This window comes from Mesorhizobium sp. M2A.F.Ca.ET.039.01.1.1 (assembly GCF_003998035.1).
Classification (GTDB): Bacteria; Pseudomonadota; Alphaproteobacteria; order Rhizobiales; family Rhizobiaceae; genus Mesorhizobium.
This window is the reverse complement of the sequence record NZ_RZRY01000117.1, coordinates 1-12733: the sequence shown is the minus strand read 5'-3', so window position 1 is coordinate 12733 and position 12733 is coordinate 1. Positions and strand designations below refer to the sequence as shown.

Sequence of the window (12733 nt, the reverse complement as noted above, 5' to 3'; positions counted from 1 at the left end):
AGGGCCCGGGCCCCGCCCGGGACCGCCTCGACGTCCGTCGGCGCCATGCCGAGCCGGGCCATGCCGCTATCGACCTGGATGGCGGCAGGCAGGCTCCGGCCCGCGCTCCGCGCGGCCTGGCGCCAGGCCTTCAGCTGGATGGCGCTGTTGACGACCGGGCAAAGTCCGGCCGCTTGCGCTTCCGGTTCCGAACCCGGAGGCAGTCCGTTCAGCACGAAGATGTCAGGTCCGGGCCCGATCGCGTTGCGCAGCGCGATGCCCTCGTCGGGCAGCGCGACGAAGAAGATGTCGCAGCCCTCTTTCGCCAGCGCCTCGGCCACTTGGGCGGCGCCAAGTCCATAGCCGTCTGCCTTGAGCACGCCGGCGCAGCGAACGCCGCCCAGCCGCGCCTTCAACCGGCGATAGTTTTCCCGGATGGCGCCGAGGTCGATCGTCAGGATCGCGCCGGCGGCCGCCTCGCTGACCGTCGAACCATTGGCAGCGACTGTTTGCAGCGAAGTCACTTCGGCATCACTCATCAAGGCAATCGTCGCAGGCGGTTTGCAATTGTTGCGGCGACGCACGACTTTGGACGCTGGCGCTGCCCCTCACCTGCCTGCCGGCATCCTCTCCCCGTATAGTGACGGGAGAGGGGCGCTGTCGCTGCCGATTTCGCCAATCACCAACGTCGCAAGAAGCGCGCCGAGGCTGCGGCCAGCCCCTTCTCCCCGTCACTATACGGGGAGAAGTGCCCGGCAGGGCGATGAGGGGCAGCGCCGACGCTTCGCTAAAGTGCGCTTGCCGCGCGTCGTTCATGTTTGCCTCTTTGCATGCAGCACATCAGCATCAACAAAGCATGATCTCGACTACGGTGCCAACCTCTTCGCTTGCCGAACTTAGCCTGCCACGTCTAGCGAACAAGATGCTGGAATGCCTCCACAACCTGCTCATAGACCTTGCGCTTGAACGGTACGATCAGCTCGGGCAGCTCGCGCATCGGCCGCCAGGCCCATTCGTCGAATTCGGCCGTGTGGCCGCCGGGCGGCGGATTGATTGCGATCTCGCTCTCATCGCCCTCGAAGCGGTAGGCGAACCATTTCTGCGTCTGGCCACGATAGCGGCCCTTGAAGGCGACGCCGACCAGATGCGGCGGCAGGTCGTAATTGATCCAGTGCGGCGCCTCGGCAAGCAGCGACACGCTGCGCATGCCGGTTTCCTCATAGAGTTCGCGGCCCGCGGCCTCGATCGGCTCCTCGCCCTTGTCGATGCCACCTTGCGGCATCTGCCAGAGCTGCGTGGTGCCGGCAAACTCGCTGTCCGGCTCGGCGATGCGGTGCCCGACCCAGACCAGGCCGGCCTTGTTGAGGATCATCAGCCCGACGCAGGGACGATAAGGCAGCGTTTCGGGATCGATCGTCTTGGCCATGGGTCAGCGTTCCAGCGGTCTCGAGGATTGAGTGCGGCGAGGCGGGTAGCGTTAGCCCTTTTGCGGATCTATGGCCACCGCCGAGATCGGCACGATCTCGATGCCGCGCTTCTTCGCCTCAGTGATCCAGGACGTAACCGTGTCGACGGTGATGTCGAAGGCCGAACCGATGCCGACTGCGCTGCCCTTGGCCCGCGCCGTGGCTTCGAGACTGTCGAGCTTCTTCAGGATTTCGCCGCGGTCCTGCACGGCATCGATCGCCATGTCGCCGGCGACGAACGGCACGCCGTCCTTCAGCGCCAGGTCAGGGGCGACGCTGCGCGAGGATGAGCCGTCGTCGATATAGGCCAGCCCCCGCTTGCCGAGCTCGGCCATGAAAGGCTCCATCGCCGAGGCGTCGGCCGAGAAGCGCGCCCCCATATAGTTCATGACCCCGGTATAGTTCGTGGTCCTGGACAGCGCCCAATGCAGGCTCTTCAGGTTTTCGTCCGCGCTGGCCGACACCGTCAGCGTGTTGCGGCCGGGATTGACGTTGGGATAATCGAACGGCTCTAGCGGCACCTGCATGACGATCTCATGCCCGCTCTGCCTCGCCGCCTGCATCCAGCGGCCGATGCTGTTGCCTTGCGGCGCGAAGGCCAGCGTCACCTCGGCCGGCAGCTTGGCGATCGCGGCCTGCGTGCCGGTCTGCGAGACGGCGAGCCCGCCGATGACGATCGCCACCCGTGCGCCACGCGCGCCCGACCACGGCCGCGCATAGACGTCGAAGGGCCGCCTGCCATCGGCGGAGCGCATCGGCAGCGGACCGGTCTCGCTGGCCTCGATCAAAGCCCGGTCCGGGATGTGGGCGACCTTGAGGTTCTGGCCGAGCGTCGAGGGATCGCGGATGACGATCGCCGCTTTCGGCGGGCTGTCGCCCTCCTCGGTCTGGACGTGGATGATCTGCGGCCCGCCGCTCTTCATCGGGGTGCTGGCCTGCGGCGTCGCGGCCGCAACCGGAGCCGGTGCGGCAGGCGGCGCGGGTGTGGTGGGGGCCGCGACAACCTTCGGCGTGGAAACCGCCACGTCTTGCGGTTTACGGAACGGCTTGTCGCGCAATGCGATCGCGCCGGAAACGCCGATCACGGCAAGCACGGCCAGCACAGCGGCAAGCGTGCCGCCGCTGATGCCGCGAGAAGCACGCCGCTTGGGCTGGAGCTTCTGTCCAAGCGGGCGTTCGATATCCTTGCCGATTTCTGCCAAGTTAAGTTCCCAACACGCGGTCACGTTAAACGTGAAATCCTGCGCAATTCGGCGCGATACCCCAGACGCGTGGCGCCCCAACCGCGGTCCCCGAATCAAACCGCCGGAACCTCGCGGTCCCGGCAGCATTGCATTGCTTCGCTGAGCCGGCCAGAGCCTTGCCCCGGCCGTGGCGGCCTTATTGGTTCAGCACGGCCTTGTCCGGGTTCGGCGGGAAGGCCGGGTCGGTCTTCTCGCCGCGCAGCAGCTGCTCGGCATAGATCAGCTGCAGATCATCCTTCGGATCCGGCGGCACATAGGCGGCCGAGCCAGAACCGGTCGAGCTCTCGTCGGCGCCCTTGATGTGGCCCTTGAGGTCGGATTCGCCACGGGTCAGGTCGCGGCCCTGCAGATCCGGCGGCAGCGGCTGGTCGACCTTGATGTCGGGCGTGATGCCCTTGCCCTGGATCGACTTGCCCGACGGTGTGTAATAGAGCGCGGTCGTCAGCCTGAGCGCGCCATTCTCGCCGAGCGGGATGATGGTCTGCACCGAGCCTTTGCCGAAGGACTGCGTGCCGACCACCGTGACGCGGCGCAGATCCTGCAGCGCGCCGGCGACGATTTCCGAGGCGCTCGCCGAACCGCCATTGACCAGCACGATCATCGGCTTGCCGTTGATGTCGTCGACCTGCTTCGGCTTGGCGTCGAAGCGGGTGACGTCCTTCGGATCGCGGCCGCGCGTCGAAACGATCTCACCGCGCTTAAGGAAGGCGTCCGAGACGCTCACCGCCTGGTCGAGCAGGCCGCCCGGATTGAGGCGCAGATCGAGCACATAGCCCTTCAGCTTGTCGTTCGGCACCTGCTTCTTGATGTTCTCGATGGCGTTCTCGAGATCGTCATAGGTCTTTTCGGTGAAGGAGGTGATCTTCATGTAGCCGATGTCGTTCTCGACCCGGTACTTCACCGCCTTGACCTTGATGATGTCGCGCACCACCGTCAGCTCGATCGGCTTGTCGGCGCCCTGGCGCAGAATGGTGAGCTTGATCGGCGTGTTGACCGGCCCGCGCATCTTCTCGACCGCGTCATTGAGGGTCAGGCCGCGAACCTCTTCGCCGTCGATCTTGGCGATATAGTCGCCGGCAAGCACGCCCGCCTTGGCGGCCGGCGTGTCGTCGATCGGCGTGATCACCTTGACCAGGTCGTTCTCCATGGTGACCTCGATGCCGAGGCCGCCGAACTCGCCCTTGGTCTGCACGCGCATGTCCTGCGCCTGCTCGGCATTCATGTAGGAGGAGTGCGGGTCAAGCGAGGCCAGCATGCCGTTGATGGCGTTCTCGACCAGCGACTTGTCGTCCGGCGGCGTCACATAGTTCGCGCGCACGCGCTCGAAGATGTCGCCGAAGATCGCCAGCTGCTTGTAGGTTTCCGAACCCGCAGCATTCGCCGCCGAACCCGGTGTGCCGTAGACCAGGCTCATTGCCGATGCGCCCATCAGCGCGCCGGCAAACAGAAGCGACAGTTTCCGCATCATTTCACGTCCTTCCAGAGAATCGATCCGCCCACCATGGGGCCGGATCGACGGGTTTTCCATCCTTGCGGAACTCGACATAGAGTTCCGACGCCGAATTTTCATTCCGCGAGGCCGAGGTGCTTGCCACCCGGGCCTCTCCCATCGCGCCGATCGGCTCTCCTGCGAGCACCGACTGTCCGGTCGCGACGCTGATTCTGCTCATCCCCGCCAGGACGACATGATACCCATCGCCCGCATTGAGGATCAAGAGTTGACCGTAGCTGCGAAACGGCCCCGCATAAAGCACGTTTCCATCCGCCGGTGCGGTGACGATGGCCCCCGATTGTGTCGCAACCATGTCGCCCTGCATCGCCGCGCCATTGCCATCGTCGGTGCCGAAACGCCGCTTGATCTTGCCGATGACCGGCAGCGCGATCTGGCCTTGCAAGGCTGAAAACGGCGCCGACCCCGTGAGGCGGTTGGCCTCCGGCACCGGCAACGCGGCGAGCTCGGTCGTCGAGGCCATCGTGTCGCTGTCGGTCGATTTCCGCTCGCCCGCCTTGGCCTGGTCCTGCGCCTTGCGCGCCTTGTCGGCTTCGAGCGAAGCGATCAGGTCCTTGAGGCTGCTCGCCTTCGCCGCCAGCTCCTGCGAGTGCCGTTGCTCGGCCGCCATCGCGGTCTGGGTATCGGCCTGCAGCTTCTTCTTGGCCTCGAGCAGCATGGTGAGCCGCTTCTTCTCCGCCGTCTGGTCCGTGACGGCGGCGGTGAGCCGCGCCCGTTCCGCCTCGATCGAGGCCGTCACCCGCGTCTGCTCCTTGAGATCGGCCATCAGCCGGTCGGTCTGCTGGCGCAGTTCCGGCACCACGGCGCCGAGCAGGATGGCGCTGCGCACCGACGACAGCGCGTCTTCCGGCTTGACCAGGATCGCCGGCGGCGGATTGAGCCCCATGCGCTGCAGCGCGCCGAGCACTTCGGCCAGCACGTCGCGCCGGGCCATGAGTGAAGCGCGCAGCTTCTGTTCCTCGTCCTTCAGCCCTTCGAGCTTGGCGCCGATGTCCTCGATGTCCTGGCCAAGCTTCTGCTCCGTCATAGCCGACTGAATCAGCGCCGCGGTGATCGAGGCATAATCCTTGCGCACCGAGGCGATGTCGGCGGCGAGCTTGGCCAGCCGCTCCGATGACAGCGTGATCTCCTTGGAGACCTGCTCGTATTCGGTCCGGCTCTGATCGGGATCCGGCGCCGCGTCCAGCGTGTTCTCGGTCGCCCGGACCGGCCCGAGCGCGACCACGGCGGCGACAAGGGTCAAGCCGCAGCGGCTGCGCCAGGCGCGTATGATCGGGTACCAGCCTTCAGACATCAGGCCCCTAACCTATCCGCCGCTTCGTTAACGAACCATCAACCATGTTGGAAGCGCCCTACTCCAGCAGTGATGTTCAGCCTTTGAGGCGAAAATCCGAGCCGGGATAAGCAATCCCCAGCTTTTGGAGATGGCAAGCGCCATTCACGACCGATGATAGGGATGACCCGCCAGGATCGTCCCGATCCGGTAGAGCTGCTCGCCCAGCATCACGCGCACCAACTGATGCGGCCAGGTCAGCGCGCCGAACGACAGCACCAGGTCCGCCTGCTCGCGTAAGGATTTGTCATGGCCATCGGCGCCGCCAATGGCGACGACCAGCGACTTGCGGCCGCCGTCGCGCAACTGGCCGATGCGGGCGGCAAGGTCCTCCGACGAAAGCGACTTGCCGCGCTCATCAAGCAGGATGAGGACAGTTCCGGCCTGCAACAGGCCCTGCAGCTTCTGGGCTTCCTCGCGGCGGCGCTCGTCGGCGCTCTGTCCGCGGCTTTCGGGGACCTCGACAATGCCGGCAAATTCCAGCCCGACCGCGGGCCCGCTCTTGGCGAAGCGCTCGAAATAGCGGTCGGCGAGTTCTCTCTCGGGGCCGGTCTTCATCCGGCCCACGGCATGAACGGTGATCTTCATCCTCGCCCCGGCGAGCTTGTCTCAGCGCATACCGTGATGGTTCACGGCACGCGGATCAAGGCTCAGTGCAAGGTCTCTTCCTCGAGGTCCGGCGCCTGCCACATCTTTTCGAGATTGTAGAATTCGCGGACTTCGGGGCGGAAGACATGGACGATGATGTCGCCCGAATCGATCAGGACCCAGTCGGCGCTGGCCAGCCCCTCGACGCGCGCATTGCCGAGACCGGCATCTTTCAGCGCCTTGAGGAGATGATCGGCGACAGCCGAGACATGACGGTGCGATCGGCCCGAGGCGATGACCATATAGTCGCCGAGGCTCGATTTTCCCTGGATGTCGATTGAGACGATGTTTTCGGCCTTGGAGTCTTCCAGACTGGCAAGGACTGTGTCGATGGCGAGGCTCGCGGCGGCGTTGCCGCTGATCCCGGCCGGCGAAGGCATGATATCAGCCTTCTTCCGCAGTGCTGTTCTCAGTGTGTTTCCTTTCCCAACAAGAACAACCAAATCACCATGCAAATCAGGTGACACCACTTAGATAGGCAGAGTTCCATTGCAGTTTCAAGACGACGGCCGCTTTTGCTCGGCCGCGCCTGGTCCGGACCGCTGTTTTAGCAGTGCCTGAAAAGCGGGAACTGATCCCGGATGCGTGGGTTATCGGCGCACCGACCAACGGGATCCCCGCCATGCCCACCGACCCGCAAAGCGCCCTCATCACCATCCAGGCCGGGCTCGCGCAGCTCAGCACCTTGATCGTTTCCTACTCCTTCTCGGCCATCGGCGCCGTGATCCTGCTGGTTGTCGGCTATCTGGTCGCCGGGCTTGCCGAACGCTCGATCTATGCCGGCCTCGGCCACATCCACGGCTTCGACGAGACCTTGCGGCATTTCTTCTCCCAGGTCGTGCGCTACGCTATCCTGATCCTTGTCGTCATCATGGTGCTTGGCCAGTTCGGCGTGCAGACGGCCTCCATCATCGCCGCGATCGGCGCCGCCGGCCTGGCCATCGGACTGGCATTGCAGGGCACGCTGCAGAACATCGCCGCCGGCATCATGCTTCTGGCGCTCAGGCCCTTCCGCATCGGCGAGAATGTCGAGGTCGGCGCGATTGCGGGCACTGTCGAGGAGATCGGCCTCTTCGCCACCAAGCTGCGCACCGCCGAGGGCGTCTACATACTGGCGCCCAATTCGACCTTGTGGAACCAGCCGGTGCGCAACTTCAACCGCAACGGCGTGCGCCGCACAGACGTGACCTTGAGCATCGGTTCGTGGAACGATATCGACCGCGGGCAGAAGACGCTGCTTGCCATCGCCGGCGCCGAAAGGCGCATCCGGCGCGAACCCCCTCCGATCGCCTTCATCGCCAGTGTCGGCGACGCGACGGTTTCGCTCACCTTGCGCTACTGGACATCGGCCGCCGACTATTTTTCGACCCAAATCGACATGACCAAGCGCGCCAAGCAGGCCTTCGACAGCGAAGGCATCTCGATCCCGCTGCCGCCGCCGGAAGTGCCGGCGCCGGAAGCGCGCAAGCAGTAGCCGGCTCAATCCTGGCGGGGCTTATCGTCCGGCGCGAAGGCGAGTTCCACCGGCAGTGGCGTCTGCGCCGACATCGGCGCGAAACTGCCGCTTGTGGCCGCGGGTGTCGGCCGGCCCGCCGCCACGCGCCACAGCACGAACAGGCAGAAGGCCGACGCAATCACGATCCCGACATAGATGAAGGTCGCGGTGCCGAAGACGGCGGAAAGCGCCGTCACGATGCCGGGCACGATGAAGCCGGCCAGCGACCAGGCAAACAGCATCGAGCTCGACAGCGCCAGAAGCTCGTCCTTGGCGGCCCGGTCGGCGGCATGCGCGCTGGACAGCGCGTAGATCGATTCCGACGCCCCGTCCCAGATCAGATAGATCACCACCAGCGCCACCAGCGCGCCGCCGTCGAAGACGATGGCCAAGGTGCTGGCGACGACCGCCAGCGCCGCCGCCCCGGCCAGCACGTAGCGCCGGTCGGTGCGGTCCGAAATCCAGCCGAGCGGAATCTGCAGGATCAGCGTGCCGACCGGCATGGCCGACAACAGCAGCGCCACATCGGCCTGGCTGTAGCCCTTGGCGGTGGCGTGGATCGGCGCGAAGCCGGAAACGATCATCGACAGGCCGCCAACCGCCAGCATGCCGGCGACGCCGACCGGCGAGATGCGCCAGGCGCGGCGCAGCGCGACCGACGCCGCCTGCGGCGCCGGCGGCTGCGCAAGCCTGGTCATGCCGACCGGCAGGATGGAGAGCGCGGTGAAGGTGATGCCGATCAGCGACGCGGCGGCCGAGTGGATGTCGACCAAGGCGAGCGTCGCGTAACCCACGCCCAGCCCGGCAATATAAGCGACATAGAACACTGCCATCACCCGGCCGCGGATCGAATTCGGCAAGGCATCGTTCAGCCAGCTCTGCGCGACGATGAACAGCCCGCAGATGGCGAAGCCGTAAAGCGCCCGCGCGGCGATCCACAAAAGCGGGATCGGCCCGGCCCCGATCGCGGCATTGGAAAGCGCGATCAGCGCCGAGAGCACCATGAAGGCGCGAGCGTGCCCGACGCGCCGCACCAGCGGTCCGGTCAAGATGCAGCCGGCCAACCCGCCGGCAGAAAGCCCGGTGACGATCAGCCCGGCCCAGGTCGGGTCGAATCCATCGGCGCCGAGCCGCACCGGGATATAGGCAAACATCAGCCCATTGCCGATCGCGATCAGCGCCATCGACACGATGACGCTGGCAATGGCGATCAGCGGCGCCGGTTGTTCGGCGCGACCCGGATCGATTGCGGCTTGATTCTGCTTCAGCATGCCTGCGCAGCATCGTTGATCGGAGCAGGAAAAGCCGCCGCAAAAGCGACATGGCCGAACTTCCCTTCCCCCCTTGTGGGGGAAGGACGGCGCTCAGCCGTTCGCGGCCTTGCGGATCGCCGTGGACGACAGCGACGAGCGCGGCCCGTGGATGAAGGTCCAGGCCGGTGCCTGCATGCGGGCGAGCAGCGGCGCGTCGCCCTCGTCGATGCGGGCGTAGTCGAAGGTCTTGGCGACGACCGACGACAGGAAGGAGAGCGTCGCGCCCGGGCGATCGATGACCGCGATCGGGAAGGTCAGCACGATCTCGCGCCAGCGCTGCCAGCGATGGAAGTCGCGCAAGGAGTCCGCGCCCATGATCCAGACGAAATCGACGCCCGGATTGCGCGCCTTGACCAGGGCCAGCGTGTCGGCGGTATAGCGCACATGCTGCGCTGCCTCGAAGGCGGTGACCTTGATCCTGGGATTCCTGGCGATTTTTTCGGAGAGCTCGATGCGCTCGGCGAGCGGCGCGAGTTCCCGCGCGCTTTTCAGCGGATTGCCCGGCGTCACCATCCACCACAGCTGGTCGAGTGCCAGCCTTCTCAGCGCGATCTCGGCGACCAGCGCATGGCCGGCATGCGGCGGATTGAACGATCCGCCGAAGAGACCGACCGTCAGGCCCCTGGCGGCGTGCGGCATGCGAAAGTAACGGGCCGGGACAGTCTGCTCGGCTTGCGAAAGCATTCGCCTTGGCCTCCCTCAGGCCTGCCGGGCGAAAAAGGTCAAGGCCTCACCTGTCCCGATCCGCGCACGCGGTATTTGAACGAGGTGAGCTGCTCGACGCCGACCGGCCCGCGCGCATGCATCTTGCCGGTGGCGATACCGATCTCGGCGCCCATGCCGAACTCGCCGCCATCGGCGAACTGTGTCGAGGCATTGTGCAGGAGGATGGCCGAGTCGATCTCGTTGAAGAATTTTTCCACCGCCTGCGCGTCCTCGGCGATGATCGCCTCTGTGTGGTGCGACGAGAAGGTCTCGATATGCTCGATCGCCTCGCCGACGCCGTCGACCAGCTTCACCGCGATGATGGCGTCGAGATATTCCGTCACCCAGTCGGCGTCAGTTGCTGGGCTGGCTTCGGAAAAAGCCCGCAGCACCTCTTGGTCGGCATGGATCTCGCAGCCGGCGGCCCGCAGCGCTTCGAGGATGGGCACCAGATGCGTGGAGGCCACAGCGCGGTCGACCAGAAGCGTCTCGGCCGCGCCGCAGACGCCGGTGCGCCGCATCTTGGCGTTGACGGCGATCTTCACTGCCATGTCGAGATCGGCCGAGCGGTCGATATAGAGGTGGCAGATGCCTTCGAGATGCGCGAAGACCGGCACCCGCGCCTCGGTCTGCACGCGCCCGACCAGGCTCTTGCCGCCGCGCGGGATGATGACGTCGAGGTTTCCCGAAAGCCCCTTCAGCATCTCGCCGACGGCGGCGCGGTCGGTGGTCGGCACCAGCTGGATAGCATCCTCGGGCAAGCCGGCGGCCTTCAGCCCTTCGACCATGCAGGCATGGATAGCCGAGGATGAATTGAGCGAATCCGAACCGCCGCGCAGGATCACCGGATTGCCGGCCTTGAGGCAGAGCGCGCCGGCATCCGCCGTCACATTCGGCCGGCTCTCATAGATGACGCCGATGACGCCGAGCGGCGTGCGCACGCGCTCGATATGCAGCCCGTTCGGCCGGTCCCATTCGGCGATGACGTCACCAACCGGATTCTTGAGCGCGGCGATCTCGCGAATGCCGTCTGCCATTGCTTTGATGCGCGCAGGCGTCAGTTTCAGCCGGTCCATGAAGGAACCGGACAGCCCGGCCTCCTCGCCAATCGACACGTCGATGGCATTGGCCTCGAGGATCGCCTGCTCGTTGCGCAGGATCGCGTCCGCCATGGCGATAAGCGCATCGTTCTTGGCTGCGGTGGAAGCGACGGCCAACGGTCGGGCGGCAGCGCGGGCGCGACGGCCGATATCGGCCATCAGCGCAATCGTGTCTTCGCCGGATCTTTCATGCAGCTTCAGCATGGTCATCCTCCGCCCGTCGTCGTTCAATACTTAGTCGTCGGCCAATACGTGGTCGCCGGCGACGCTTACCACAAGGTCGTCGCGATGGATCATCGCCGAACGCGCCTCATAGCCGAGCACGTTTTCGATCTCGGCCGTCTTCAGACCTGCGATCCTTACGGCATCCGCGGCGTCATACGCAACCAGCCCGCGCGCGATCTCGCGACCCTCGGGCGACAGGATCGCCACCGTGTCGCCGCGCGAGAAATTGCCGCTGACCAGTTTCACGCCGGCCGGCAGCAGCGACTTGCCCGACTTCAGCGCGCCGATGGCGCCGGCGTCGACGGTGAGCCGACCGGCCGGCTCGAGCTGCCCGGCGATCCAGGTCTTGTAGCCCTTCACCGGATTGGCGCTCGGCTTGAAGAAGGTCGCGCGCTCGCCGCGCTCGATCGCCATCAGCGGCGACAGCCTGGTGCCCGAGGTGATGATCATGGCCGTGCCGGCGGCGTTGGCGATCTTGCCGGCGTCGAGTTTTGTCCGCATGCCGCCGCGCGACAGCTCGGACGCGGCGGCGCCCGCCATCGCCTCGATGTCGGGCGTGATGCGATCGACCACCGGAATGAATTTGGCCTCGGGGTCCTTGGCCGGCGGCGCCGTATAGAGCCCATCGATGTCGGAGAGCAGCACCAGAAGATCGGCGCCCATCATCGTCGCCACCCGCGCCGCCAGCCGGTCATTGTCGCCGTAGCGGATTTCCGAGGTGGCTACCGTGTCGTTCTCGTTGATGACGGGCACCGCCTTCATCTTGAGCAGCGTCGAGATCGTCGCGCGCGCGTTTAGATAGCGGCGGCGCTCCTCGGTGTCGCCAAGCGTCAGGAGGATCTGGCCGGATTTCAGCCCATCCTTGCCGAGCGCGTCCGACCAGGCGCCGGCAAGCGCGATTTGGCCGACGGCGGCGGCGGCCTGGCTCTCCTCGAGCTTCAGCGCGCGTTTGCCGAGACCGAGAATGGTGCGCCCGAGCGCGATGGCGCCGGACGAAACGACCAGCACTTCGGCGCCGGCATTGGCAAGCACCGCGATGTCGTCGGCAAGCGAGGTCAGCCAGTCGCGCTTCAAGCCCGTCGCGCGGTCGACGAGCAGCGCCGAGCCGATCTTCACCGTGACGCGCCGGTATGATTTCAGCGATTTCATGGGTTTTGCCAGCGCGTCTCGACGGGAGCCGGCACGGCATCGCGAGATTCGGCAACCACCGCCATCAGCGCCCGCAGCACGGCCTCGACGCCTTCGCCGGTGACGGCCGACAGAAGCAGCGGCGCGCGGCCGGCGGCGCGCTTCAGCGAGGCCGCGTTCTTCTTGCGGGCCTCCGCGTCGAGAATATCGACCTGGGAAAGCGCGACGATCTCGACCTTATCGGTCAGCCCATGACCATAGGCCTCGAGCTCGGCGCGCACCGTCCTGTAGGCCTTGCCGGGATTTTCCTCCTGCGCCGACACCAGGTGGAGCAGCACGCGCGTGCGCTCGACATGGCCGAGGAATCGGTCGCCGATGCCGACGCCTTCATGCGCGCCCTCGATCAGGCCTGGAATGTCGGCCAGCACGAATTCGCGGCCGTCGATGCGGGCAACGCCAAGGCCGGGATAGAGCGTGGTGAACGGATAGTCGGCGATCTTCGGCTTGGCCGCGGTGACGGCGGCCAGGAAAGTCGACTTGCCGGCATTGGGCAGCCCGACCAGGCCGGCATCGGCGATCAGCTTGAG

The 12733-nt window shown here is 65.9% G+C and carries 13 protein-coding genes; 1 reads left to right on the top strand and 12 read right to left on the bottom strand.

What is annotated here, in order from left to right; translation table 11 throughout:
- From EOA24_RS12040 to rsfS, 7 genes are all read right to left on the bottom strand, one after another.
- A partial coding sequence (locus EOA24_RS12040) for an alanine racemase (protein ID WP_189353917.1) occupies positions 1-518 on the bottom strand: 518 nt, incomplete at its 3' end.
- 371 nt (positions 519-889) lie between these two features.
- Positions 890-1405 (bottom strand): RNA pyrophosphohydrolase, encoded by a 516-nt coding sequence (locus EOA24_RS12030; protein ID WP_126080698.1) that lies wholly within the window; start codon positions 1403-1405, stop codon positions 890-892.
- Between the two features lie 51 nt (positions 1406-1456).
- On the bottom strand, positions 1457-2647 hold the full coding sequence (locus EOA24_RS12025; RefSeq protein ID WP_126080697.1) for a divergent polysaccharide deacetylase family protein: 1191 nt from the start codon (positions 2645-2647) through the stop codon (positions 1457-1459).
- Between the two features lie 178 nt (positions 2648-2825).
- Positions 2826-4157 carry a S41 family peptidase gene (locus tag EOA24_RS12020; protein ID WP_042645671.1) on the bottom strand — a complete coding sequence of 444 codons (1332 nt, stop codon included), beginning with the start codon at positions 4155-4157 and terminating at the stop codon, positions 2826-2828.
- A gap of 1 nt (position 4158) precedes the next feature.
- Positions 4159-5493 carry a murein hydrolase activator EnvC gene (locus EOA24_RS12015; protein ID WP_126080696.1) on the bottom strand — a complete coding sequence of 445 codons (1335 nt, stop codon included), beginning with the start codon at positions 5491-5493 and terminating at the stop codon, positions 4159-4161.
- A gap of 144 nt (positions 5494-5637) precedes the next feature.
- Positions 5638-6120, bottom strand: a complete 483-nt coding sequence (rlmH, locus tag EOA24_RS12010) for a 23S rRNA (pseudouridine(1915)-N(3))-methyltransferase RlmH (RefSeq protein WP_126080695.1) — start codon at positions 6118-6120, stop codon at positions 5638-5640.
- 62 nt (positions 6121-6182) lie between these two features.
- Entirely contained in the window at positions 6183-6560 is a 378-nt protein-coding gene (gene rsfS / locus EOA24_RS12005) for a ribosome silencing factor (RefSeq protein WP_126080694.1), read from the bottom strand.
- Positions 6561-6802: 242 nt separating this feature from the next.
- On the opposite strand from rsfS, the gene EOA24_RS12000 reads away from it, so the two are divergent.
- Positions 6803-7654, top strand: a complete 852-nt coding sequence (locus EOA24_RS12000) for a mechanosensitive ion channel domain-containing protein (protein ID WP_126080693.1) — start codon at positions 6803-6805, stop codon at positions 7652-7654.
- A 5-nt stretch (positions 7655-7659) separates the two neighbouring features.
- Here the strand turns inward: EOA24_RS12000 and EOA24_RS11995 are convergent, their stop codons facing one another.
- The 5 genes from EOA24_RS11995 to EOA24_RS11975 form a co-directional block, all read right to left on the bottom strand.
- On the bottom strand, positions 7660-8946 hold the full coding sequence (locus tag EOA24_RS11995) for an MFS transporter (RefSeq protein WP_126080692.1): 1287 nt from the start codon (positions 8944-8946) through the stop codon (positions 7660-7662).
- Between the two features lie 93 nt (positions 8947-9039).
- Positions 9040-9627, bottom strand: a complete 588-nt coding sequence (locus EOA24_RS11990) for a nicotinate-nucleotide adenylyltransferase (RefSeq protein ID WP_127256622.1) — start codon at positions 9625-9627, stop codon at positions 9040-9042.
- A gap of 83 nt (positions 9628-9710) precedes the next feature.
- Positions 9711-10997 carry a glutamate-5-semialdehyde dehydrogenase gene (locus EOA24_RS11985; RefSeq protein ID WP_126080691.1) on the bottom strand — a complete coding sequence of 429 codons (1287 nt, stop codon included), beginning with the start codon at positions 10995-10997 and terminating at the stop codon, positions 9711-9713.
- 30 nt (positions 10998-11027) lie between these two features.
- Positions 11028-12167 (bottom strand): glutamate 5-kinase, encoded by a 1140-nt coding sequence (gene proB, locus EOA24_RS11980; RefSeq protein ID WP_126080690.1) that lies wholly within the window; start codon positions 12165-12167, stop codon positions 11028-11030.
- Positions 12164-12733 (bottom strand): GTPase (locus EOA24_RS11975; protein WP_189353915.1); only part of this gene is annotated, 570 nt, incomplete at its 5' end. The genes proB and EOA24_RS11975, both read right to left, overlap by 4 nt.

Bases quoted from the DNA above. Each gene is read 5' to 3' on its own strand.
- EOA24_RS12030 (WP_126080698.1), bottom strand. From the start codon at position 1,405: ATGGCCAAGACGATCGATCCCGAAACGCTGCCTTATCGTCCCTGCGTC.
- EOA24_RS12020 (WP_042645671.1), bottom strand. From the start codon at position 4,157: ATGATGCGGAAACTGTCGCTTCTGTTTGCCGGCGCGCTGATGGGCGCA.
- EOA24_RS12015 (WP_126080696.1), bottom strand. From the start codon at position 5,493: ATGTCTGAAGGCTGGTACCCGATCATACGCGCCTGGCGCAGCCGCTGC.
- rlmH (WP_126080695.1), bottom strand. From the start codon at position 6,120: ATGAAGATCACCGTTCATGCCGTGGGCCGGATGAAGACCGGCCCCGAG.
- rsfS (WP_126080694.1), bottom strand. From the start codon at position 6,560: ATGCCTTCGCCGGCCGGGATCAGCGGCAACGCCGCCGCGAGCCTCGCC.
- EOA24_RS12000 (WP_126080693.1), top strand. From the start codon at position 6,803: ATGCCCACCGACCCGCAAAGCGCCCTCATCACCATCCAGGCCGGGCTC.
- EOA24_RS11995 (WP_126080692.1), bottom strand. From the start codon at position 8,946: ATGCTGAAGCAGAATCAAGCCGCAATCGATCCGGGTCGCGCCGAACAA.
- EOA24_RS11990 (WP_127256622.1), bottom strand. From the start codon at position 9,627: ATGCCGCACGCCGCCAGGGGCCTGACGGTCGGTCTCTTCGGCGGATCG.
- EOA24_RS11985 (WP_126080691.1), bottom strand. From the start codon at position 10,997: ATGCTGAAGCTGCATGAAAGATCCGGCGAAGACACGATTGCGCTGATG.
- proB (WP_126080690.1), bottom strand. From the start codon at position 12,167: ATGAAATCGCTGAAATCATACCGGCGCGTCACGGTGAAGATCGGCTCG.